The sequence below is a fragment of the Rubripirellula tenax genome (assembly GCF_007860125.1).
Lineage (GTDB): Bacteria > Planctomycetota > Planctomycetia > Pirellulales > Pirellulaceae > Rubripirellula > Rubripirellula tenax.
In genome coordinates this window covers 1,042,521-1,066,380 of record NZ_SJPW01000002.1, presented here as the reverse complement: position 1 = coordinate 1,066,380, position 23,860 = coordinate 1,042,521, and the positions used below count along the sequence as shown (strand labels likewise).

The 23,860-nt window shown below is 54.6% G+C and carries 16 protein-coding genes; 8 read left to right on the top strand and 8 right to left on the bottom strand.

Annotation, left to right across the window (positions count from 1 at the left end):
• Nucleotides 1-24 precede the first annotated feature (24 nt).
• From Poly51_RS09750 to Poly51_RS09740, 3 genes are all read right to left on the bottom strand, one after another.
• Nucleotides 25-1,497 carry a sulfatase-like hydrolase/transferase gene (locus Poly51_RS09750; protein ID WP_146456706.1) on the bottom strand — a complete coding sequence of 491 codons (1,473 nt, stop codon included), beginning with the start codon at nt 1,495-1,497 and terminating at the stop codon, nt 25-27.
• Nucleotides 1,498-1,550: 53 nt separating this feature from the next.
• The gene (locus Poly51_RS09745; protein ID WP_146456704.1) at nt 1,551-3,056 is read right to left on the bottom strand and encodes a sulfatase; all 1,506 of its coding nucleotides are present in this window, start codon (nt 3,054-3,056) and stop codon (nt 1,551-1,553) included.
• A 119-nt stretch (nt 3,057-3,175) separates the two neighbouring features.
• Nucleotides 3,176-4,423, bottom strand: coding sequence for a DUF1559 family PulG-like putative transporter (locus Poly51_RS09740; RefSeq protein WP_146456702.1), 1,248 nt, complete (start codon nt 4,421-4,423; stop codon nt 3,176-3,178).
• Nucleotides 4,424-5,051: 628 nt separating this feature from the next.
• On the opposite strand from Poly51_RS09740, the gene Poly51_RS09735 reads away from it, so the two are divergent.
• Nucleotides 5,052-5,609 (top strand): sigma-70 family RNA polymerase sigma factor, encoded by a 558-nt coding sequence (locus tag Poly51_RS09735; protein WP_246114386.1) that lies wholly within the window; start codon nt 5,052-5,054, stop codon nt 5,607-5,609.
• The gene (locus Poly51_RS09730; RefSeq protein WP_146456700.1) at nt 5,609-7,387 is read left to right on the top strand and encodes a FecR domain-containing protein; all 1,779 of its coding nucleotides are present in this window, start codon (nt 5,609-5,611) and stop codon (nt 7,385-7,387) included. Before Poly51_RS09735 ends, Poly51_RS09730 begins: the two co-directional genes overlap by 1 nt.
• Nucleotides 7,388-7,453: 66 nt before the next feature.
• Here Poly51_RS09730 and Poly51_RS09725 read toward each other — a convergent pair whose 3' ends face one another.
• From Poly51_RS09725 to Poly51_RS31570, 3 genes are all read right to left on the bottom strand, one after another.
• Entirely contained in the window at nt 7,454-9,217 is a 1,764-nt protein-coding gene (locus Poly51_RS09725; RefSeq protein ID WP_146456698.1) for a sulfatase, read from the bottom strand.
• 65 nt (nt 9,218-9,282) lie between these two features.
• On the bottom strand, nt 9,283-11,055 hold the full coding sequence (locus Poly51_RS09720) for a sulfatase family protein (RefSeq protein ID WP_146457347.1): 1,773 nt from the start codon (nt 11,053-11,055) through the stop codon (nt 9,283-9,285).
• A 355-nt stretch (nt 11,056-11,410) separates the two neighbouring features.
• A complete protein-coding gene (locus Poly51_RS31570) occupies nt 11,411-11,542 on the bottom strand; it encodes a hypothetical protein (protein WP_261344115.1) in 132 nt (43 codons plus the stop codon).
• Between the two features lie 228 nt (nt 11,543-11,770).
• On the opposite strand from Poly51_RS31570, the gene Poly51_RS09710 reads away from it, so the two are divergent.
• Nucleotides 11,771-13,621, top strand: a complete 1,851-nt coding sequence (locus Poly51_RS09710) for an Hsp70 family protein (RefSeq protein WP_186775441.1) — start codon at nt 11,771-11,773, stop codon at nt 13,619-13,621.
• Nucleotides 13,621-15,012: a vWA domain-containing protein gene (locus Poly51_RS09705; protein WP_246114384.1), complete on the top strand. Its 1,392-nt coding sequence runs from the start codon at nt 13,621-13,623 to the stop codon at nt 15,010-15,012. Before Poly51_RS09710 ends, Poly51_RS09705 begins: the two co-directional genes overlap by 1 nt.
• A 136-nt stretch (nt 15,013-15,148) precedes the next feature.
• On the opposite strand, the gene Poly51_RS30370 is transcribed toward Poly51_RS09705, so the two are convergent.
• On the bottom strand, nt 15,149-15,373 hold the full coding sequence (locus Poly51_RS30370; RefSeq protein ID WP_186775440.1) for a hypothetical protein: 225 nt from the start codon (nt 15,371-15,373) through the stop codon (nt 15,149-15,151).
• 261 nt (nt 15,374-15,634) lie between these two features.
• On the opposite strand from Poly51_RS30370, the gene Poly51_RS09700 reads away from it, so the two are divergent.
• From Poly51_RS09700 to Poly51_RS09690, 3 genes are all read left to right on the top strand, one after another.
• The gene (locus tag Poly51_RS09700; protein WP_222435818.1) at nt 15,635-17,638 is read left to right on the top strand and encodes a tetratricopeptide repeat protein; all 2,004 of its coding nucleotides are present in this window, start codon (nt 15,635-15,637) and stop codon (nt 17,636-17,638) included.
• Nucleotides 17,639-17,690: 52 nt separating this feature from the next.
• A complete protein-coding gene (locus tag Poly51_RS09695) occupies nt 17,691-18,464 on the top strand; it encodes a hypothetical protein (protein ID WP_146456691.1) in 774 nt (257 codons plus the stop codon).
• A 365-nt stretch (nt 18,465-18,829) separates the two neighbouring features.
• Nucleotides 18,830-20,974 (top strand): right-handed parallel beta-helix repeat-containing protein, encoded by a 2,145-nt coding sequence (locus Poly51_RS09690; protein ID WP_146457340.1) that lies wholly within the window; start codon nt 18,830-18,832, stop codon nt 20,972-20,974.
• A 53-nt stretch (nt 20,975-21,027) separates the two neighbouring features.
• On the opposite strand, the gene Poly51_RS09685 is transcribed toward Poly51_RS09690, so the two are convergent.
• Complete coding sequence (locus Poly51_RS09685; RefSeq protein ID WP_146456689.1) at nt 21,028-23,265, bottom strand: bifunctional SulP family inorganic anion transporter/carbonic anhydrase; 2,238 nt, start codon at nt 23,263-23,265, stop codon at nt 21,028-21,030.
• Nucleotides 23,266-23,525: 260 nt separating this feature from the next.
• Here Poly51_RS09685 and Poly51_RS09680 point away from each other — a divergent pair, with 260 nt between their 5' ends.
• Nucleotides 23,526-23,852 carry a hypothetical protein gene (locus Poly51_RS09680; RefSeq protein ID WP_146456686.1) on the top strand — a complete coding sequence of 109 codons (327 nt, stop codon included), beginning with the start codon at nt 23,526-23,528 and terminating at the stop codon, nt 23,850-23,852.
• Nucleotides 23,853-23,860 lie beyond the last annotated feature (8 nt).

Sequence of the window (23,860 nt, the reverse complement as noted above, 5' to 3'; positions counted from 1 at the left end):
GAGCGATTCCGGGGGCTAGCGATTTTATCGCTTCAATGATGCGGGGGCCGTGGATTCAAAGTAGTGGTCATACCAACCAAGCTCCTCAGCGTTGAGTGGTTTTGAGGGAAGTCCCATGGGCTGCAATTGGTCATTCCACTGCAGCAATTCCGATTTTAGCTGCATCGCTTTTTCGACGTGCTGGGCACAAAGATTGTGCTGTTCTTCTTTGTCGTCGCGCAGGTTGAACAACAACTCGCGACCGTCACTGGTAACAATGAATTTCCAATCACCACTACGGACCGCACTCTGGCTCCAGAATCTCCAGAACAGGTTTCGCTGAGGTATTGCAGTCTGGTCGCCCGTGAGCCATGGAATTAAATCCACCCCGTCGAGCTTCGTTGTCGAGTCGACTTTCACGCCGGCTGCGGCAACCGCCGATGCTGTCATGTCCAAGCTGATCACGGGCTGGCTGATCATCTTTCCTCGGGGCAACCGGGCGGGCCAAGACCAGATCATTGGTACCCGAATTCCGCCTTCGGCGACCATTCCCTTTTCGCCGGTCAACGGTTCGTTCAGAGACCCGTCCCACCCGGGGCCTCCCCCGGGCGCGTCTAGCTTGTGGATCTTCAGCGGTGCACCGTTGTCGCTGGTAAAAATGACGAGCGTGTTTTCGGCGATGCCTTTTTCACGCAGCAACTTCATGATGCGGCCAATGCCCTCGTCGACGGCGTTAATCATTGCCAGTCCCGTTCGACGACGCTCGGGCATTTCGCCAGGAAACCGGCTGAGGTATTTCTCGGTCGCTTCCAAGGGAACGTGCGGCGCGAAGTGTGCGAGATACAGAAAGAAGGGTTGGTCCGCGTTTCGATTAATGAACGCCAAGCCGGCTTCGGTTTGAACTTCGACGCGGAAACGCGGATCATCCAACCATTCGCCATCCGAATCCAAGTCGCTTCCATCGAGAGCGTAGTTGCTCCAGTAACGATTCATTTCGCCCGTAAAGAACTCGTCAAAACCTCGAGCCTGAGGCCAGTAGCGTCGGGACAGATCTTGCCGCACAACGACTCGATTATTTTTGATGCCGGCGGGCTGGTGCTTCTTGGCCCACTCAAGGCAAACAGGATTCGGTTCGAGATGCCATTTGCCGACCATGCCCGTTCTGTATCCGGCGTCTCTCAGCCTTTCGGCAATCGTTGTTTGATCCAGCGGCAAGGGACCATCGGGTATGTGATCGAAACCGAAACGTTGCTGGTACCGACCGGTGACCAATCCGGCACGTGACGGGGAGCACTGCGGCGCCGTGATGTAGGCATCCGTAAACAGCACGCCCTGCTCAGACATCGCATCGAGATGTGGTGTCTTGACGTCGGTCAGATGCCCATGGGCCCCTAGGTCACCGTATCCCCAATCGTCAGCGAAGATGAAAATGATGTTCGGCTTGGCTGGGTCTTCAGCCTGAACGGCGCTCAGCGACGTCAGCAGGAAGACCCAAAGTAGTCGACCGACCATCGCCATGGAATTCGTTCTTAGATTCAAGTCATTCTCGTAGGTATTGATTGGCTGAGCTGTTACTTCTTCGGTTTGTTCTTTTTGGCGGCTGGACGGATGCCTTCCAATTCGTGGCGATAACGAGCCGGATCAAAATTCGGATTGACTACCGGTGTGACCGCGCCGGTGTTCGCTAAGAAGTCCGTGATCAACGCATCCATCTGCTCGACCTTCGTCGGATTTACGCTCGCCAAGTTTTGCTGTTCGCCGATGTCGTTGGCTAGGTTGAACAGATGGTATCGATGACCGCCATCTTCGCCAGCATGAAAGACGCGAATCAGTTTCCAATCGTTCTGGTGGACAGACACCGATGGTGGAATCCAATCTGGCACGGGCGGATCGTGTGGAAAATATTGAAACACTGCTTCACGTGCTATTTCTTTTCCCTGTAGCGCTGGAAGAATACTGATTCCATCAAACCGCTGGTCAGGTTCCGGCGTCAGTCCGAGTCCGTCGAGCAGTGTCGGGTAGAAGTCTTCGCTTTGAATCAACGCATCTGTCGAGGCATCCGCGGTTGTCTTGCCTGGCCATACGATGACGCACGGCACTCGTGTGCCACCTTCGAACATCGACGCTTTCCCGCCTCGAAGCGGTGCATTGCTGGTGGGCGTTTCTCCTTCAACTTCGTTGTACATGTTCCCACCGTTGTCGGATGTGAAGATGATGATCGTGTTGTCGGTTAGGTCCAATCGGTCCAGCGTGTCCATCAATGTTCCAACAGCATCATCCATGCTTTGAACCATCGCCGCATAAGTCGGGCAGCGCTGAGGATCGTCCTTATTGACCGTCTTGCTGTACTCTTCGATCAGCGATGCTTTGGCGTCAAATGGAGCATGGACGCTGAACATCCAGTAGTTCAAAAAGAACGGCTCGTCTTTGTGTGCTTCCAGGAACGAAACCGCTTCGCTGGCCATGCGATCTTCGATGTGTTGATCGGGGACATCGGGGTCGTGGTCAAAATCCTTGAATTTCCAAGGCGCGACATAGCTGCCGGCTGGCCCCGGCCCTGGCCAATGCGGGACGTCGACATCAAAGCCGTGCTCGATCGGCGAATAGGGTTCGGGCCCCAGATGCCATTTGCCAAAATGCCCACTTGCATATCCTGCTTTCTTCAGCGACTTGACAATCGTCGGGTAGTCCGTCTTCAAGCGTGTGATCGGCGTTGGCTGGATCGCGTGTTTGTGGGGTGGAGCGTTGGTTCCCACGGTCGCTTCCAAAACGACTTGGGGCAAGTGGCAGTTAGGCGTCGTCAGTCCCGTCCTGGCCGGACTGAGTCCGGTCAAGATGGCCGAACGAGTTGGCGAGCATAGCGGGCTGGCTGAGTACGCGTGCGTGAACATCATTCCACGTTTTGCCAGTCGCTGAATGTTGGGTGTTTTGTAAAACTGTGTCGTCCCATGCAGCGTCGTGTCGCTCCAACCCAGATCATCAGCCAGGATGAAAACAACGTTGGGCTGCTCATCCGCCAAAGCCCATCCGCTCAACCCACCTGCAGTTGCGATAATCAGAAACGCGAAAAATTTCATGGAAGCTCAAGTGCAAAGAGGGCGAGTTTGATGGCTGATCAAAAATGATAAGGGAAAGACCTTGGGCCATCCGAGACGGCCCAAGGCTAGGTAGTCAAAGGCAAAAGATCAAAGAGCGTCTATATCTCTTGGTCGATTACTTCCATGGATGCGCGGGACCCGAGGGCTCCCCATAATCCGTAGGGACTCTGCGCACCGGCACCAACGGGACCACCGAGCCTTGGCGTCGGACTGGTCTGATTTCCGGCTTCGATGGAATCGGTGACAAACTTCACCGCGCCATCGCCCATCAAAACATGGCAACCACCTTGGTGGCGACTGCCCGCAGGGAGATTGCCCATCTGATTGGGCGAGTTCTGTGTGTGAAGACAGATCTCGCTGTTGGGTGGCCCAATCGTATACATGCCCGTGAAAATTGGACGTCCATATGCCCATTTGTAGCCTCGCCCGTTTTCCGCGTTGGCGGTGAATGCGAGGCCCGCTGGCAGTGGTGTCTGCCAAAATTGGGGCCGTTCGGGATCGCGTCCAACATCGCAAAGATCGGGATTATTGAGCGGGCGAGGAGCCGCGGATCGACCAACCGGCCGGGTGCGCACATCACTATCCCCGAGGTCGGTGACGATCTCGCCGGCCATGACTGTGTTGGACAAGCCATCGAGAACGTCTCGGAACCTGATCGCTTGGCGAGGAACGAACATCCCACGACACCCGACGCGAGTCTGTTCAGCATGACGAGTCGGGTTGCCTGCGAACGGGCCGTTCACGGGCGAACTTGGCTGTCCGCTACTTCCGTAGGCTCCCGAGTCCGTTCGATCCATCCCATCACCCATGCATGCCGCGTAATTGGTCCGCCCTTGTGACGGCAGCCCGACACCAGGATCGGATGGACAACGCAATGTCGGGATGTTGGTTAGCCAAGGCTGATAAGGCTCGTTAGCATGATGACCTAACGTACGTTGAGGGTTCGGCCCCATTGCAGGAAAGATGTCGCCGCTGGTGGGTGACTGAAGCGGGTTGCTGATCTGTTCCCAAAGGCTTTGCTGTTCAACAAATGGGGTAAGCCCCACAAGCCAACTCAGGTCGAAATAGTTGCTCGATCGTTCCACATTCCCTGTGCTTCCGAACGAAACCGGGCCACCGAAGCCAAACGTTCCAGCCATGTGCCTGGGCATTCGCTTGTAAGCAGAATGGTAGTTGTGAACGCCCAGTCCCATCTGCTTGAAATTATTGCTGCAACTCATCCGGCGAGCCGCCTCACGCGCGGCTTGAACGGCTGGCAGCAGCAAGCCCACCAATACACCAATGATCGCGATGACGACGAGAAGCTCAACGAGTGTGAACGCCCTTCGCACTTTTACTTTTCTCATAACACTTACACCTAAAAAACGAAAATATCACTACGCAAAAAGTCAGCGCAGGTTGACTCAAGTACACTGTCGCAACGGCATTGCGAAACACAGCAAGGAAAAACCATTTCGTTGGTAATCTGAAAAATAAGAAGTCCCAAGAAGCGTCAATCATTCCTCTTGGTCGTCAGCCATGCCTGCCATCAATTCCTCATCCGTCGGACTTGGATTCTCCGCAACGTAAGCTGCAAGCTCATCTTGCTCGGCAATGACTTCATTATTCCCCCCTCCTCCTCCACACCCGACGCATATCGATAGGAGCAGTGCCACAAGCCGGAATTCTCTCATCTCGTTATCCTTCCAATGATGTAGTCGAACATTCGCAACGGGGCTCCCCGCAACGAAACATGACCGCAGCCGTCAGAAGGGTGCCGTCGATGGCAACTTCTCACATGAAACTGTGCGAAAATCCTCAATTTTTTCTAACGAGTCCGATCGTCACAGCGGTGTTGATTCCTCTGTTGCCGATCTCCACGGGCAGCCGCCGGCGAATAGGGTCGCCCAGAGTTTCCCAACAACTGGCAAGCAGTCATTCTTGCAGTGAGAAATGTCCCGGATAGGCAAATACGGGTTACAGGAGAAATGAACTGTGCCCGATTCAGAAACGACTAAACAGGCAATACGCCAAGTGCTTGCGGGAGATCGCGACGCATTCCGAGTGTTGGTGCGAGAATATCGGCTAATGGTTCGAAGCTATGTCGGCAGCCAATTGCACCGTAGCGACGAGACCGAAGACCTATCGCAGGAGGTGTTTATGAACGCCTATCGAAGCCTCGATCAGTTCGACGCAAACGCTGACTTCGGAGCTTGGCTTCGAGGGATCGCAAGGAATAAAATGCTAATGCATTTTCGAACGACTCAGCGGCGCAGACAGCGGGAAAACGAGTTCCGCGAGGAAGTCACTCGATTGCTCGAGCACGACCTGGAAAAAATCTTCGCAAGCCAAAGCGATTTCGCCATCGCAGCTTTGCTCCGTTGCATCGGCAAGCTGCCGGATCGAATGAGGTATGTTGTTCGAGCAGGACTCGACGGGACCAAGGCTGCTTCACTTGCGGCAGAGTTATCGACATCGCTAGGTGCTATTTACAACCTGAATTATCGCGCCAACAGCATGCTTCGCCAATGTGTCGAAGAGGAGATTGGATAATGGATAACGACCTAAAAACGTTGCTGGCCGCTTGGCTATCAAGTGAGTGGGACGACTCTGAACTTGAGCCAGCGCTCAAGAGGTTGCGGACCGATGAGTCTCTGCGCAAATCGCTTGCTGACGAGCTTGCGATCTTGAGCCAGGCCAGAGCCGTCCAATCGAGCGAGCCTAAATGGCTAAAGCTCGAAGATGCGTTGAGCGTTGAAGAACAGACCGATGCACGTGGAGAAGACTTTGAATCTCGAGTGATGGCCGGCTTAGCCGAGGAAAATCAGTCCGGCCTCACTTCGTCAATGCGAAAATTGTTTTCACCCGCATTCGTGCTTGCGGCGGCAGTCGTTGTCGCTCTGGTTTTCTCACGTTTCGACTTTGCCAACCTTGGCGCGCCCGGTGATCAAGCGGTTGCAATCCAGGACGCAGACACCGCGGTCAAGATTGAGCTAGTTGCCGGGCTGGGAAAGTCCCCTGTTGCTGTTCTAAGCCAGTCCGTTAATGCTCAATGGGGCGGTGATCATCGACCGGTCCCAGGTGACAATCTGGAAGCCGGCGACTTAATTCTTGAACATGGCACCATTCAAATCGAATTTCTTGCTGGGGTGCGGTTGTTGCTACAGGCTCCCGCAGATATCCAAATACGGGCGGCCGATGAGGTTCTGATTCGGCATGGGTCGGCAAGTTGCTTCGTAACGGAAATGGGACGCGGTTTCCGTGTATTGACCAAGGAAATGGAGGTCATCGATCTTGGGACTGCGTTTAGTATCGACGTCAAACGCGATGGCCAACCCGAAGTCCATGTGTTGGATGGTTCGGTTGAAATCAAGTCACCCCAAGGTGAGACGTTGGAGCTGAAGGAAATGCACGCGATTCGAATGGGTAATGATGGCCCAGAGGACGTCGAGTATTCACCGGATCGATTCCCAAAAACGTCCGACTTACGAGGTCGCCAGCATAAGATCGCTCAGCTGCGGTACGAAAGCTGGAAAGCAAACGCAGTCGTACTTGGCGCGGACCCATCTGTCATGCTGCACTACACATTTGAAGAGACGGACCCCAGTGCTTTGGAGTTGGGAAATGTCGCGAAAGACCCAACGCGAGCGACCAACGGAGTGGTGATTGGGTGCCAATGGGACCGAGGCCGATGGCCGTCTAAGCGAGCTCTTGTCTATCGGAATGCGGGCGACCGAGTTTTGTTCCAGGTGCCTGGCGCGGTTGACGCCGTAACTTTCTTAGTCTGGGCACGCGTTGATGCGATGACCCAGGACACGACATCCCTTTTGATGACGGAGCATCCGGTTAGAAGAGCGATGTTTTTGGCAACCGACAATCAGTCTCTAGGCATGGCAATGCAACGGCGACGCGAATCCACCGTTGAGACAGTCCGTTGGGAATTGTCGCAATACACCCACAACGTGATGTTCAGTGTCGGGCACGGTATGCAGCGAAGCGAATACGACGAGTTGGCCGTCGACCATCCATACACTCGCTCAGATCGCTGGGGAAACTGGGCGTGCATGGGCGTCACTTGTGATGTGAATAAACGTGAAGTGACTCACTATCTCAACGGCGATCCCATTGGAACCGGGCATTTTGAACGTGCCGTACCACTCTTGTTGGATTTCATGGAGCTAGGAAATTTTGGCACAACCACCGAAGAACTGGAGCACACGAGCGGCGCTGCCCAGCGTCGATTCTACGGCGCGATTGATGAAGTGTTGATCGCCGACCGAGTGTTCGAGGCAGCGGAGATCAAAGCGTTCTGGGAAGCAGGGATTCCTTGAACGGTATCGCCATCCTTTGCACCTGAGTGAGTGATCGCAGCCAAGGATCGTCGCAATACGTAATTCCTACTTCGATGTGTTGACGTGAGGTTGGTTGTCAGCGGGAATCAATGCGAACCGCTGATCGCTTTCGACCGTGCGAATCGCTCGATCGTTGCCGAGGAATTTACGGCGCAGATCGACGAACGGACGTTTGCGAGACTCTTTCGTCGCGTCGTAGTTGGGGTTGATGGCGGGGGTGTATTTGACATCGACGTTTTCATCAATCCAATCGTTCAGTTCAATAAACAAATCGCGGGCCTTATCTGGCATCGTCGCAGACAAATCGTTCGTCTCGAACGGATCGTTAGCGATGTTGTAGAGACGCAGTTCACCCGACCAATCAAAGATCAATTTCCAATCCCCGCTTCGAATGGCAGATGATGGAGCCGATGGGAATCCGTCTTCGGGGCTCTTAACGATCACATTCAGCGGGTAGTGCTGAAAGAACGTGTCGCGTGGGTACTCGCCGTTCGCATTGGTTGGATCGTCAAGCAGCGATGCGATGCTGCGCCCGTCGATGCCGCCTGGCTTGGTGTACTGTGACGCATCGTAGCCGGCCAGTTCCAAGACCGTCGGGAAAATATCGTTGCAGTCGACCGGCACATTGCTCCAGCGATCTCCGTCAACATGGTCTTTCCAGCGAATCACCAATGGCACGCGAATGCCACCTTCAAAATGGGTTCCCTTGCCACTTTTGAAGGGAGCATTGTTGGTCGCGAGCGGATCGGTATACATCACGCCGCCATTATCACTCATGAACACAATCAGCGTGTTTTCGTCCAGACCGGTTTCTTCGAGCGCATCGAGAATTTGACCGACCGAAAGATCCAAACGTTTCAGCATCGCCGCGTACACGGCATTGTCATGGCCATTCCAACCACGCGTCGCCTTCTTTTCAAAGTGAGCGACATCGTCGGCTCGTCCCTGAAACGGCGTGTGCACGGCGAAGTGACAGAAGTGGAGGAAGAACGGCTTGTTGCCCGATGTCGGTGAATCCGTTCCCTTCGCAGTGGCCTTGCGTTGCAAGTACTTGATCGCATGCTGCGTCAATTCATCCGTCAGATACTCCTGTCCCAAGTCGCCGCCTGATTTTCCACGCAGTAGTTTCTCTTGAGGAGTTTTCGGGTGCAGTTTGTCACCGCTGTCCCAAAGGTCTCGCCAATCGAAGTATGGCGATCCACCTTCGTCGAGATACGATATCTCTTCGAACCCCTGATCGGTCGGTTGCCAGCCTTCTGAACCGTGTCCGCCCAGGTGCCACTTGCCAATGAAAGCGGAATCGTGATCAGGCATGGCTTCGGCAAGCGTCGTTTCGTTTTGCCCATTGTCCAGCGGATGCCCCGACGCTAGTCCATCGCGTGTCGTGCCGTTGATGAGCGCCTGTTGAATATCGATTTTGTCTTCCCAAGCCAATGCGTCCTGAGCGACGTAGCCCTGCGGCGGTTCGATCGCTTGGTTGTAGAACGTTCGCACATTGCCGCCGACCGCCGTCGTGAAACCAGTCCGAGCGGCGTACTTGCCCGTCAAGAGGCTTGCCCGCGCCGGCGAACAGAGATGGCAGGCGTAGGCTTGTGAGAACGCCAATCCTTCCTTCGTCAGTCGATCTAAATTGGGCGTCTCGTAGTACATTTGGGATGCTTTTGCGCCGGTGAACTTCGACGCGTAGGCGTTCATGTCCACCATCCCAAGATCGTCGGCCAGAATCACAATCACATTCGGTTTCGATGCATGGACGACGGACGCGGATGCAGCGGCGGCGAGGCACGCAAAAAAGAAGAGTCGGTTCATGGTGAAGTCTGAGTGGTGTTTTGTTTTTCGAACGGTCCGGGTTGCTTCAAAATCAGTAGGCATCGCTATTGCGTTAGCGTTACCGTTTGTCCGCTGGCGGGTTTCAGTTCGATGCTCTTGATCGACGTGGTTCCGGCCGGGACTAGGATGCGGACGTGAATGATCTTCGATCCGCCGGGCAGGCTGGTCTGGATGGTTTGCCACTGTTCCGACTTTTCGACTGCGACGTTCACTCGATTTGCTGCGGCAAAATCTTTGTCCGCTGAGTCTCGCCAGGAAAGACCGATCGCGCCAGACGTTGCCGTCTTCACAACAAGGTTGACGGAAACCGGACCGACAAGACTCAAGCCATTTCGGGTAATGAACGGTGTTTGCTTCTCGGCCGGCTTTTGCGGAGTTATCTGCAAGCCTTCGCTCGTGACATTCATTTTACCGCTGCGAATGGTCCATGGAGACGCTGAACTCTTCGGTTTTGGCTCGGCGTTTGCCGAGTCGGATTTCGGCACGATCACTTCACGCAGGGGGGCAACCGGTTTGCCGTCGAGATAGAAGTCAAAATAGTCCGTGGCCGCTTTGGACATGTCACCATTGGCCAGACCCGGCGGATCAAGCTCGTTGGCCCAACGCGATAGTCTTTGGCGCAGACGATCGGCAATCTCTGGATGCTCGCCGGCGAGATTATGTTGCTCTTCGAGATCACTCTTCAGATTGTACAGGTACTCACGGTCACCGCCACGCAGCAGTTTCCAGTCGCCTTCACGAATGGCCGATTGGGCAACCCAACGCCAGGCGAGAAATTCATGGGGGGCTTCTTTCTTTTCACCAGATAGATACGGAATTAAATTGACGCCGTCGAAGTCCCCAGGTTTCGATTCGATCTCCGCCAGTTCGGCAGCCGTTGCTGCGACGTCAAGTGCGCTCACCGGGTGATCGAACACTTGACCTGCGGGAATCGTGCCAGGCCAAGAGATCACGAATGGCACGTGCATGCCGCCTTCGGAGAGCATTCCCTTTTCGCCGTTGAGCGGATCGTTCAAGGAACCGTCCCAGCCTGGGCCGCCGCCCGGCGCGTCTCGTTTGTGAATCTTCAAAGGCGCACCGTTGTCGCCGATGTAGAAGATCAGCGTTCTTTCAGTCAGATTGTTCTGAGATAGCGTCTCGGTGATCAGTCCTACGCCATCATCCACTGCGGACAGCATTGCCAAAGCCTGCCGACGTCGCTGAGGCATTTTTCCCGGAAATCGATCGAGGTACTTTTGCGGCGCGTCCAACGGGACGTGGGGCGCGCGATAAGCGACATACAGAAAGAAGGGATCGTCCTTGTATCGTTCGATTAGCGAGGCCGCAGCTCTGCTGCATCCGTCAACGTGATACATTTCCGGCCGTACGTTCGACATCTCGCGATCGGTACCATCAAGACCGACGTTGGCCGCAAAGGGGGCGCCGGAGTTCTGGTTGAAAACGTGCTTGAATCCGTGCTCGGTGATTTGCGGCCCCGGGCCAAGGTGCCATTTTCCGAATTGCGCGGTCATGTAACCCGCTTTCTGCAATCGCTGGGCAATCGTCAACTCGCGGTCAAAACCTTTCAGCGTCTTGCCGTTGGCTTCAACACCGAATTTTGATTGGAACTTTCCGATCAGCAGTCCAGCCCGAGACGGCACGCACTGTGGCGCGGTGCTGTATCCATGCCGGGCGAGCACACCATTTTTTGCCAGCGCGTCGACATTGGGCGTCTTGATGTCATCAAGAACTCCTTGGCAAGAAAGATCGGCGTGGCCATGGTCGTCCGTGTAGAACACGATGATGTTGGGGCGTGATTCTGCGGCGTTGGCAAACATTGTCGAAAGCCAAACCAGCGAAATACAGAATGCGATGAACTTGTTCACTTAGCTGCCTTTGTTTTTTCTTCCGGTGAGGAAGTTGGAGGTTACACTACGACTCTTCTCGGTGTGTCGTTTTGCGTTTCATTGCTATTGCGTCGATGGTGAAAAAACATGATTGGCTCGGGGTACGGTCTAGCAGCGTATTTGAATGACCCGTCACATGGCAGCGAGTGGCGCGAAGTTCGTGTAGGAACAGGTCAGTCTATCGGATCGCGTTACCATACGATGCGACTCTTTGAGCCAGCCGATGAGGCGTTCGGCGATGTTTCTGCCTCGGTATCCTTCGCGGTCGAAGTGATCGTCTTGCGTCTCATGGGATCGACTCGACCGCTCGCTCTTGGATGCTTTCGCGAATCGCCCCAGCGCTGTAGCCCTTGTCACCGGCCATCGCGTTGGGCCGACGGTCGTAGCGATGGAGGCTCAAATCACAGTTTGCGATCAAGTTTTCAAACTCCGTCGATTCGTGTCGCTGGCCGCCGGTGGCGGTAACGGCCAGAAGCGATCCTTTTGAGCGACATCGTGTTCCTTTTTTTTCACTATAATGGTGACATTGGAAAACTCGTTTCGCCTTTCGTTGCATGTCGGCCACCCGCCATCACACGAAGTTCTTAGCGGATCGTTTGTCTTGGCCACCGTTTTTGCACCCGCGAATGCAGTTTTTGGAAGTCGTATGAGCAAGGGATTCAAGCCGCTCGCTGTTGGGATCGATCTAGGTACGACTTTTTCAGCGGTCGCATGTCTAGATGACTCGGGACGACCGCGTACGATTCAAAACGCTGAGGGAAGTTTGACGACGCCCAGCGCCGTTTTCCTCGATCGATCGGGACCCGTCGTGGGTGCCGAAGCGATCGAGGCGGGAATGCTCGAACCCGAACGACTGGCTTTGTTCGCCAAACGAGACGTCGGTGAAGTTGCTTTTCGCAACAAAGTGCTTGGTCACTCGTTGCCTCCGGAAGTGCTGGAGGCTTTGGTTCTGAAGAAGCTGAAGGAAGATGCCGAGTTGGTGATCGGACCCTTCGAGAAGGCTGTCGTCACGGTGCCCGCTTTTTTCAACGAACCCTGTCGCAAAGCGACTCAGGACGCTGGGCGTTTGGCTGGGTTAGATGTCATCGATATCATCAATGAACCCACCGCCGCAGCGATCACTTACGGTGTTGGGCAAGGATTTTTGACGCCCCAAGGTGGAAGTCGCGAACTGGAACGCGTGCTTGTGTACGATCTCGGCGGCGGCACCTTTGACGTAACCGTCATGGAGATCGACGGTCGAGACTTCAACACCGTTGCGACCGCAGGCGACGTTTATCTTGGCGGCGTCGATTGGGATCGCCGCATCGTTGACTTTATCGCCGAAGCATTTGTGAAGGAACACGGTGTCGATCCTCGGCAAAACGTCTTCGGACAGCAGGAACTTATGCAAAAAGCCAATCAGGTAAAGCACGCGCTGACTCAGCGCGAGTCGTTCATCATCGGTTTCAACTTTGAAGGAATGCGGTTGCGCACGGAACTGTCGCAATCCGTCTACGCAAAAATGACCGAAGACCTGGTCGAGCGGACGTTGTTGACAACCCGAATTGCGATGGACGAAGCGAAACTTGATTTCAAACAATTGACCAGGCTGCTGCTGGTCGGCGGTTCGACTCGGATGCCGATGATTCAATCTGAGCTAGAGCATTTGTCTGGCTTGAAGGTGGACCGATCGCTTTCACCCGACGAAGCCATTTGTCATGGCGCGGCGATTTACGCAGGCGTTCGATTGAATCATGATGCAAGTGCTTTTGCCGGTGTATCGGTGACCAACGTCAACTCGCATGACCTTGGCGTGTTGGCGGTCGACCCGATGACGGGACAACCGCGACGCAAAATCATGATCGCTCGCAATTCGCCACTGCCCGCGTCGATGTCGGTGCGATTTCGAACTCATAAAAAGAACCAACCCAACGTGAAAATCCAGGTCGTCGAAGGGGGAGATGACTTGGGAACGAACGCGACGATGGTGGGAAAGTGTTATGTCGATCCGTTGCCGCCCGATACTCCCAAAGGAACCGACATTGTCGTCCGTTTTGACTATGCCCAGGATGGTCGGCTGACCGTCGGTGCTTCGCTGCCCAAATTGAATTGTCAAGCAACCACGTTGCTCCAGCGCGGGCAGGGACTTAACGCTGAGCTGTTTGAACTGTGGGCACGGCGAATCGCAAATGGTCTTGACGATCTGGGAACGGATGTTGCGACACCGACGTCGAACGATCAACCCAGCGAGGCATCGCCGGCCGATTCGGACGACTACGAAAATGATGCTCCGGTCATTGTGACGGCAGCCAAGTCAACAAAAGCCGCGTCCGGCCCTTCACCGCGAAAGAAACTCAAACGAGTCACACGTAAGGCGGGCGATTCGAATCGGGTTGCCAAGAAAACAGCGACGTCGATAGAAATAGATGCGGAGGAAAAAACGGCGCCGAACATAAAAGCGCCGCCTACAATCGACACCAGTGATTGGAAAAATCGGCGTAGGGGGATTTCATAATGACGGGTATCGTTCCATCGATGGATTTGCCAGACAATTTCATTGTCGTCTCCAACGGCAGCGAGCTGTTTCGCATTCCTAGCGACGATTTGGCTGCGGCGCAGGCCGATGGATTCTATCGGCCCGCAGACCGTGGGATGACGATCATCAGCGACGGCGAAAATCCGTTTGAGATTCCATCAACGGAATTGGAATGGGCCCAAGCAAACGGATTTCATGACCTGCTCAACGCCGCCACTCGACCTCAGGCAAGCCAAACTTCCGCAACCTTTGTCCCGCCGGTCATTGCTGATCATGTCATCGAATCGATCCGCGACGACCTTCAACACCTGACCGACCCGAGTGTGGAAGAGGAAGAACAAGAGCGTTTGTTGGAAGAGTCCGTAGGTTGGCGACGGCGTCTTTTGCGGTTCCAGTTTTGGATACGCGAGAGACAAGCTCAGCTTACTAGGCAATTGGGTGGCACCGGCATCAGCATCTTGATTCACGTCGCCGTGATCTTGCTGCTGGCAAGTATTGTTTTCATCGAAGAAAAGCCCGAGATGCTTGGGTTTGTTGCTACGACATCATCGGTCGATGATGTCATTGACGACGTCGTCGTCGATATGACACCGATCGATGTCGCAGAACCGACCGAGGTGACGGACCTCGAAGCCCAGCCCGAAACAAGCGAGGTGCCGATGGAGTTGGCGGACGTCGTACCCGACTTGTCGGGCGCGATCGTCGGTGATTCGATCAAGCCACCGGCCAAACCAGAGGCCAAGGCAATGGCGAAGCCCGCCAAGCCGACAGTGTTCGGCAGCCAAATGGCGGCGACCAACTACGTGTTCGTGATCGACAACTCCAACAGTATGACGAGGGGGCGATTCGAGACGGCACTTCACGAATTGGTGTTGACGATCAATCGATTGACACCGAAACAGCGGTTCTATGTCATCTTCTACAGCGACACGGCCTACCCCATGATGCATCCCAATGCGGTGTTGAAGTTGGTTCCCGCAACTGACCGCAACAAGCAGTTTCTGTTTCAGTGGTTGCAAACGGTGCCGTTGTGTTTGAAGACAAACGGGATGGAAGCGATTGGGGCTGCGTTTCAGTTGCAGCCAGACGTGATCTATGTCCTTGGCGATGGAGCCTTCACCGACAAGGCGGCTCAGTTCTATGCAGCCCGACCGAACCCGCGCGTCATTGTTCACACGCGCGGGATGGAAGTGAAACCATCGGACTCGGTAGAGTTCAAGAAACTTGCCAGCACGCATCGTGGAACGTACAAGGATGTCGGCGTTTCGCCCGAAGGGGTCCAGATGGCGAAGCAGTATCCGCGCCCACGAAACAATTTACGAGGACCGGTTTGGGGACTCACGCTTCCAGTAACGGCCAAACCGAAATGATTCAAACGCCGCCGATCGAGCCAACGTGAGCCGTCCAAGAATGAAACAACGTGGACAGTGTCCGATATGTTTTTCGGTCGTTGAATTTGCGTCCGACCGGCTGCCAAGTTCCGTTCAATGTGATTGCGGAACTAAGCTAATCGCACTGCGCGCCGCCAGCATGGCCGAGGTCCCGGTTCACTGTGCGGCGTGCAAAGACTCCTACCTTGTCGGACCCGAGGACATTGGCGAGTGGGTCGAATGCGAATGCGGCGCCGAGATCGAAGTTTTCGGAGCCGTGATGCGCGCTCCGATGAAAACGGTCGAGCAACTCGAAAGTGACGAAACACAGGATAGCGGCGGCGAACGCTCGAGCAGTCATCGATCATCACGACAAAGATCCAACGCGGCCGATGAGGACTCTGGTCCGGGTAACGAGGCGAAGCCGTCTGGTCGCAAACAGAACTGGTTTTTGATCGGCGGTCTCGTAGGGGTGATTGGATTTTTCCTTCTCTCCGTCGGTGCATTCGCCCTCAGTCGCCGTGCTGAGGAGCAGACTGCAAAGGAAAGCACGAGGAAGCAAGTCGCTTCGCCTTCCAGGGCTGTACAGCCGTTTGCGGATCAAAAGATAGACCGCCAACGGTTGTTGAAACTGTTAAGCGAAGTTCCCGATCCGCAGGTACTGTCCGATAGCAGCACCGAGTCATCAAGCAGTGTCGCCGCCAGTCTTTCCAAGACTACGAAGCGAACCGGATCCAAAGAAGCGACAGTCAAAGCGGAAGAACGATCGCCCTATCGTGGTGCCGTCGCGAAACGTAACGTGCAACCGCCTGCGGCCACTGAACCGCGTCAGCGAATTGATGAGGTGCCGGTGGATCGGCCTCGCGTACTTCTGTCAGCCGCCTATCAAGACATGTTCGATAGCTATGAAGTGCTGGGTGCGTTGGACGAGAAAGAAAAAGACGAATTGAGCGAAGACTACCGAAAGACGCTCGGCGAAACGATTTTTCTTTGCCGTCATGCATTTCGGATTGCTCAGAAGGAAAAAGACGAAATCAAGGTCAACGAACTGACCTATCTTCTGGCGTATCTTTCCTACACCGCGGGACAACTTGTCGAAGCAAGCGTCTACGGCGAAATGGCGGCCCGATGGGGAGACCCCAAGGAAGCGGCGACACGTGAGGCCGCTATGATCGCGATTGCCGCCTGCCAAGAAGCCAACGCTTCTCATTGGGGAATCCGTGATCAAGTTGGGGAACTGGATCAATTGAAATCGGTTGCCGAGATTGTCCAACAGCGATGGCCGAGTGATCCGAAACTGGATGCCATCTGGATGCATCTGGCTCAATCCTATTTCGCATTTGGAAAACCTCTATTGGCAGCCGAGACGTTTTTAAAAATCGACAAGGAATCCGGTCAGTTTGAGTCATCTCAGTTGGCGGCCGGGAATGCGTACTGGTCTCACTTTGTCGATCAAGCGAGTGGCGGCGATCCGGATCCGAAGGAGATGGTGTCGCTGCTGAAGTCGGCAGATAAGCATCTGCGAGTCGCTGTCGAGTCGATGCAGGGCGATGTTGCGTCGCCGACATTGAATCTGGTTTCGGCAAAACTTCTGCTCGCAAAGATTGCTGAGCGACTAGGGAATCTGGACGATGCACTTCAGTGGCTTGAGGCAGACCCGATGGCGGTTACCAGAAAGATCACCACCGATTCGAAAAAGAAGAAAGGCATGGTGCTTGTTGACAAGAGCACCGCCGACGCCGTTTTCGATACGTTGTACCGAATCAAAACTTCCAAGGGGAATTGGAAAGAGGCGTATCAATCGCTCGCCAAACTTGATGCCAAGTCGCATCCGGAACTGGGATCGCGGTACACGGCGTTGGCGAAAGGGCTGGTCGAAAACCTGGTACAGGCTAACAAAGTGAGCCCGTGGCAAGTGACTCTTCTCACCGATCTGCTCAAATCGGTGGAAACCCACGATGCCGAGCGATGGGAAGCCATACAAGTTTGGATCGGACAGTCTTGGGCGACCTTCGGTATGAAAGCGGCGTCGGACGAGCTGTCGAAAGCCTGTTTCGACCATGCCGAGAGTGCCTTCGTTCGAGCCCTGAAGCAACCGGACTTTCCCGAGTCATCGCGGTTGTCGGTAGCGATGCTGCGAGCAGACTTGTTTCTGCGATCTGGGAACCCAACCGCATCACTGGAAATGATCCGCGAAGTATTGCAGACGTCTCCCACTGCGATCGCGTTTCAAATGCGAGCAGCGAAACTGCTTCAAGAGATCGCATTTCAGCAGGACAAGGTGGGCGGACTTCTCGATGCCATTAATGGTCCTTCGGAAACAACGGACGACGGCGAAGCTTCACCAATTTGGGGATGGGTGAAGCTTTCCAATGCCTTGCACCAACTCAGCTATTCGGACAAAGGGACGGAGGAACATCGCCAACAATCCCATGAAGCGAATTTCTATCTGGCGAGGTGCCAATGGTTGTTGGCGAACGTTACCAACGACCCTTCGCAGCGAGAAAGCCAATTCATGAAACTCAAGTCACAACTCACTCGCAGGATAGCCCTTTCCGGCGTGGAAACGGGGCAAGGAGATGTCTGGCAGACTGGGCTGGAGACATTGCTTGCGAAGATCGAGTAAGTTGATGTGTCGTCACAGCATTCTTTACTCGATCCGTTTCGCTTGAATTTCTATGGCCGATCGTCAGCCCGCCGGAAATCACTACGCCAAATTCCTTGGCATCGTTTCCGACTCTGTTCCTCCCGATCACTATGCGTTGTTGGGGCTCGAACGCTTTGAATCGGATGTTGCGAAGATCGACCAGGCCGCAAAGCAGCAGGCGGCCCGTCTGCACCAATTGGCCAGCGGACCGGACCGCGCGACGATTCAAGAACTGATGGGCCGAGTCGCGGTGGCGCGTCGTTCGCTCACCAATCCCGACCAGAAGCGTAAGTATGACGCACAACTGAGAAACCCGACCGCGCACGTGGATGCGGGAAATAGGGATGCTGCCGCCGTTTCACCGATCGCCATCTCAACGGGTACTTCCGCAGCGAACACCAAGTCAGTTGCACGTCCGCGACAACCGCCACGCGGTCTGGCGCGCCATTGGACTGCGGTCATGACGGGAACGATGCTCATCGTCGTCATCTTTCTGGCCTACATCTTGATGAGCCGAATCGGATCTTCGTCGCTTACAGCCGAGCCCGGGCCATCAAGTCCCGCAGGAATCGAAGCTCAGCGGACCCAAGTTTTGGAACGACTGGGTAAACCGATCCAACAAGCAGAACTTGCGAAGCAAGCACCAGAGAAAGTACCAGAGCAAACAGCAAAGCAACAAACAGAGCAACAAACAGAGCAACAAGCAAAAGCCGCTCAAGCTGTAAAAATCAGACGTGCAAAGCGTCGAGCGGCGGCGGCGAAAAGGAAGAAGGAAGTCGAAGCAATGCAGAATGCTGAAAAGTGAAAAAGTGTGGACGAACGCTCTGCGATCGTTTGCTATGTCTCCGACCGCGGAGCATTGGGCGACGTTCATCGACAAACCGAAAATGCGAGACGGCTTGTCATCCAAACGGGCGACAGACGATCGGGTCTTCCATGATTAGGATGCGGTGTTTGAAGACCTAGTCGTGCAAAACGCGTCCCCGCAAATCGGTTGTCGGTTTTCAATCCGGTCGAAACCATCATGGCGCTGAGCGATTGGGATGCCCCCGATTCCCTCCACCCAAAGCAAGTTCGCTCGAAACGTGAGTCCGTTAGAAGCGAATCAGTTAGATTTGCTTTGCACCATTCAAGTTTGAGAAACATCGAAGGTATACCAACGTGAAATCGATACTGCCGCTTTTTTTGTTCTCGTTAGTGTTTCTCTCGTCTTCGGTGGGTGCCGAACAGGCCGACTTTATCGTGGCCGTTGACGGTTCGGATCAATGGTCGGGCACATTGGCGGAACCGAATGCCGCTGGCAGTGACGGCCCGTTTGCTACCTTGGAAAAAGCTCGCGATGCGGTTCGCGATCTGAAGAAAACCAAAGCAACGGATATCGTTGTCCTGATTCGTGGCGGAACTTACCGACTGAAGCAAACGGTCGTGTTCGGGGTTCAGGATTCGCCCAGCGGTGAGGCAAAGATCACCTACGCTGCCTGGCCCGGCGAGACGCCGGCATTCAGCGCGGGCGAGGAAGTCAATGGTTGGGAACGCGTAACCGACGACGTTCCGGGCTTGTCCGAGCAGGCGCGAGGGAAGGTGTACGTCGCTGATGTCACTCGCAAATTTCGCACGCTCTTCGATGCCGACGGTTTGCTGCCTCGCGCGCGATCAGCTGGCTTCATTCCACTCAAAGGCAGCAGTCGCAACCAGCTTCATTTTCCGGCCGGCAAGCTGAAGAGCTGGTCGAACGTCGAAGACGTCGAAATCGTCGTTCGACCCCATCACGCCTGGATCGTGAATATTTTGCCGTTGAAGTCCGTCGATGAAGAAGCACAGACGGCGGACACTTCGATCGACGCGACCTATGCCATGAACGAACTTCACTTCTTAAAGACGACCGACTCTTGCTGGGTCGAAAACGTGTTGGAAGAACTCGACGAACCGGGCGAGTGGGTTTTGGATTCCAAAGAAGGAAAAGTGTACCTCTGGCCTCGAATCAAGTCGCCCGTCGTTGCTCCGACATTGACGGAAATGATCCGCGTCGAAGGGGAAATCGACAAGCAAGGCCCGCAGGATACGCCGGTACGAAACCTCTGTTTTCGCGGACTGACCTTCGGTCACGGTGAACGGTATCGATTGGAACAGGACGATGCCGGACTACAGCACGACTGGGACATGCACGACAAACCTAACGCGCTCGTTCGCCTTCGCGGGACAGAAAACTGCACGATCGAAAAATGTCGATTCGCCCACAGTGGCGGTGGCGCGATCCGTGTCGACCTGCACGGCCAGCACAACAAGATCGTCGGTAACTTGATCGAGCATATGGGAGGCGCCGGCATTCTGCTTTGTGGATACGGGCCGGGAGCCAAGGACGTGAACAAAAACAATCTCGTCTACAACAATCACATTCACCATATCGGGAAAATCTATTCACATTCGCCCGGCATCATGGTGTGGCAAAGCGGCGAAAATCGCGTGGCGAACAACCTAATACATCACACGCCGTACACCGCGATCATTCTTTCGGGTTGCATGACGGATTTTTTTGTGAAAAGCGGCCGAGAACTCGGGCGAACCATCCGCCGACATGAAATCTTGGACTTGCCCAAGAAGCCGACTCTTGAGGATGTGCGTCCCTACCTTCACACGCGGAAGAATGCGATCGAAGCCAACGAGATCCATCACGCAATGGAAATGTTGGGCGACGGCAATGCGATCTACATTCGCGGCGCAGGTGCTGGCAACGAAATCCGCCGGAACTACGTCCATCATCTGGTTGCACCGATGATCATGCAGGCGGCCATTCGCACCGATGGCGGGCAGATGGATACGTTGATCGCCGAGAATTTGATCTACAAATGTACGTCGCAGGGAATCCTGTTGAAGTTGAACAATCGTTGCGAAAACAACATCGTCGCCGACATCATCGCACCGCCCCGTGGATACTATTTGTCCCTCCGGGAAGGGCCATTGACCGGTGCCACGATTCAGCGAAACATTTTCTATTCATCGTCGAATGAATGTACCTTCATTGACGAGCTGCCGGCTCGTAACGACCGCGTCAGCGAGGACCGCCGCGGCAGATCTTTGGCGAATGCAAAAGATGCCGAAACGGACTTCAACATTTACTACTGTGCTGCCGAACAGGGCCTGGGCAATCAAATGTTGGAAAAACAAAAGGCTGACGGAGTCGATTTGCACAGCCTAGCCGTTGATCCGCTATTCGTTGATCCAGCCCAGGGTGACTTTCGATTGCAACCGAACTCGCCCGCTTTGAAACTAGGCTTCGAGCCGATCGATTTGTCAAAAGTCGGCTTAATCGAGTGAACGCAGTCGTGATCCGCAAAAGTAAATCGCTCGTTGGAAATGTCCGATTGCGTTCATTTGGGGTCAAAGAATTCGATGTTGCCGGATTTGACGTCGTACAACGCCCCGATCACTTTTACGCGCCCTTGATGGACGGCCTCGCGTATCACCGTGCTACGGTTGATGACCTGCTCGACGGTGTGCCGGACATTTTGCTTAGAAACCTGGTCCACCATCTCTTCAAACGCCACGGTTGAAAGCTGATCCAATGCTCCGACGGCCAAGCCGGGTACGCTCGGTTTGATTTCGTCGACAATCGATTGCAAATGCTCGCAACCAGTGACGGCCTGAGCACTCTTCTGATCGACAACGAGCTTGACGGAGTTTGTTACAGCGCCGCATCGGGTGTGGCCAAGAACCACCACCGTTTTGACGCCCGATACGCCGACGGCAAACTCAAGACTTCCCAACGACTTTGTGCCAATCACGTTGCCCGCGACTCGGACGCTGAAGATGTCTCCGACGCCTAAGTCGAAGACGATCTCCGCCGGCACGCGAGAATCGATGCAGCTAAGGATGGCGGCCAAAGGACTTTGCCCATCGGCGGTTGCTTGTACCTGGCTTCCGAGATCGCGATTCAACCGCTTTCCGCTTGTGAATCGACGGTTTCCTTCGCGCAGGATGTCGATCACTTGGTCTGCGGAAAGCTGCCCCTGAACTTCACGAGTCGAATAGTCTGCAAACTGAACTTCGTCTTTCAATTGGTACTTTGGCTTGAAGCCCCGAAGATTGACCGCAATGCCTCGCGCAGGGGCGATCTCATCTCGAAAGTCCCGAATCAGGCTCAAGACATCCGGGTCGATGTAATCCGTGTGCGTCGCATCAATTACCAGATTGCTTCCGCGTTTTGCTTCGCTGAAGATTTGGTCAATCGCTGCGCGATTCAGGAAACTCACCTGACTTGCCAGTTCAATGTGCATCACTTCGCCGGCCACCCGGGTCTCGATAATTCGCCGGATGGGTCGTCTCAGGTTGCTATTAAGAATGAACAGAACGCTCGTTCCCAAACCGATCAAAATTCCCACCAACAGATCGGTGAAGACAATGGCGACGACCGTGATGATGAAGGGCACAAATTGATACCGCCCCTGGCTCCACATCTGTTTGAAGATTTTGGGGCTGGCTAGCTTGAAGCCCGTCACGAACAGAATCGCAGCCAGCGCAGAGAGCGGAATCATGTTCATGTATCGCGGCAAAATCGCCACGCTGACGAGCAACAACGCACCATGAAATATCGCCGAGAACTTGGACTTGGCGCCGGCTCCGACGTTGACGGAACCACGGACAATGACCGACGTGATCGGCAGGCCGCCGATCAATCCGCAGACCACGTTTCCGCAGCCTTGGGCGACAAGCTCGCGACTGGGCGGTGAATTCCGTTTGGAAGAGTCCAGCTTATCGACAGCTTCCAGATTCAAAAGCGTTTCTAGCGAGGCAACGACCGCGATGGTGACGGCGGCGAGGTAGACCGCCGGATTGCTCACTTGCGAAAAGTCCGGCAGGCGAAGGAATCCAACAAATTCAGAGAAATTCGCGGCAGTCGGGATCTGAACCAAATGCGTCGCTTCGATGATCCAATTCTCACCCAATCCGCGAAAGCAAACGCTAAGTGCAACGCCGAATAGCACGACAATAAGCGGTGCGGGAACGAGCGATTTCTTCAACGCGGGAATTCGATCCCAGAGCACCAATAACGCAACTGATAACAATCCGATCGCCATCGCACCGACGTGAATTTCACCAGCGATCACTGTGAACAGTTCCGTCAAAGTGTTTTCATGATCCGGTTGCTGGAACGACATCTCGCCTTCGGGGTCTGTATCGTGCCCGAAAATGTGTGGTATCTGTTTCAGAATCAGAATCACACCGATTGCGACGAGCAATCCTTTGATCACGCTTGAGGGAAAGAACGCTGATAGCGCTCCGCCCTTGGCAATTCCAAAGCCGATTTGAATCACGCCGGCGATCATGACGGCCAACAAGAATGCCCTGAAAGATCCAAGTAACGCGATCTGTGCCGCAACGATCGCCGTCAAACCGGCGGCCGGCCCACTAACGCTGGTATGCGAACCGCTGATCGCCCCGACTACCAAGCCGCCGACGATGCCGGCAAGCAATCCGGAAAACAAGTCGGCGCCGGACGCGAGCGCGATGCCAAGGCAAAGTGGCAATGCGACGAGAAAAACCACCAATCCGGCGAGGATGTCCCGAAACAGCGAACTTGGCGAAAGCGATATATCGGATTGGTTCATTTGGGTTTGATTTAGAATAAATGTGCGAAATGGAATGCGTCGTAAAACTACTCAACAGCGCCGATTCCTAAGCAGTACGCCGAAATCAACGATGGGTCGCGCGATCTCTCGCCCTGCCAATCAGCAAGTCGAAACGAAAACACAACACGGAATGTGGCAGTATCTCGGCGAAAGAAGGACCGACCGACGGGGCGGCCTAACAGCGCATCGGCGCAAGAGATCCGTTCGCAAGACGGTGTCCGTCAAAGAAGCACGCCGGAATGAAATCGCGAGGTGATGTCACCTTGCGGGCGGGAGAACCATGCGAAAAACAATTCAGTTCGTTTGACGTGTACCTGTTCGATCTCTGGTTTGATTGTGCAAGCTTTCTGAACGAGCACGAAAAGAACTCCTCGACTTCTTCTATCTCCATCAGCCGTTCGCTGCTGAACAGTGAACGGGAAACCAAGGTCGTGATTCCAAGACTTGGCAACGAAAGCAACAACGCCATGACGACAGGCATCATATTGCTGGGGCGTTCAAATCGAAATAACAAGGTCTTGATGAACAGGGTCGGAACCGCATGGGCAGTAGAACTGTCGGGCTAGTGCTATCA

Coding starts and splice junctions, on each gene's coding strand:
- Poly51_RS09750 (WP_146456706.1), bottom strand. CDS start 1,497: ATGGCGATGGTCGGTCGACTACTTTGGGTCTTCCTGCTGACGTCGCTG.
- Poly51_RS09745 (WP_146456704.1), bottom strand. CDS start 3,056: ATGAAATTTTTCGCGTTTCTGATTATCGCAACTGCAGGTGGGTTGAGC.
- Poly51_RS09740 (WP_146456702.1), bottom strand. CDS start 4,423: ATGAGAAAAGTAAAAGTGCGAAGGGCGTTCACACTCGTTGAGCTTCTC.
- Poly51_RS09730 (WP_146456700.1), top strand. CDS start 5,609: ATGGATAACGACCTAAAAACGTTGCTGGCCGCTTGGCTATCAAGTGAG.
- Poly51_RS09725 (WP_146456698.1), bottom strand. CDS start 9,217: ATGAACCGACTCTTCTTTTTTGCGTGCCTCGCCGCCGCTGCATCCGCG.
- Poly51_RS09720 (WP_146457347.1), bottom strand. CDS start 11,055: ATGTTTGCCAACGCCGCAGAATCACGCCCCAACATCATCGTGTTCTAC.
- Poly51_RS09710 (WP_186775441.1), top strand. CDS start 11,771: ATGAGCAAGGGATTCAAGCCGCTCGCTGTTGGGATCGATCTAGGTACG.
- Poly51_RS09705 (WP_246114384.1), top strand. CDS start 13,621: ATGACGGGTATCGTTCCATCGATGGATTTGCCAGACAATTTCATTGTC.
- Poly51_RS30370 (WP_186775440.1), bottom strand. CDS start 15,373: ATGACTGCTCGAGCGTTCGCCGCCGCTATCCTGTGTTTCGTCACTTTC.
- Poly51_RS09695 (WP_146456691.1), top strand. CDS start 17,691: ATGGCCGATCGTCAGCCCGCCGGAAATCACTACGCCAAATTCCTTGGC.
- Poly51_RS09685 (WP_146456689.1), bottom strand. CDS start 23,265: ATGAACCAATCCGATATATCGCTTTCGCCAAGTTCGCTGTTTCGGGAC.
- Poly51_RS09680 (WP_146456686.1), top strand. CDS start 23,526: ATGAAATCGCGAGGTGATGTCACCTTGCGGGCGGGAGAACCATGCGAA.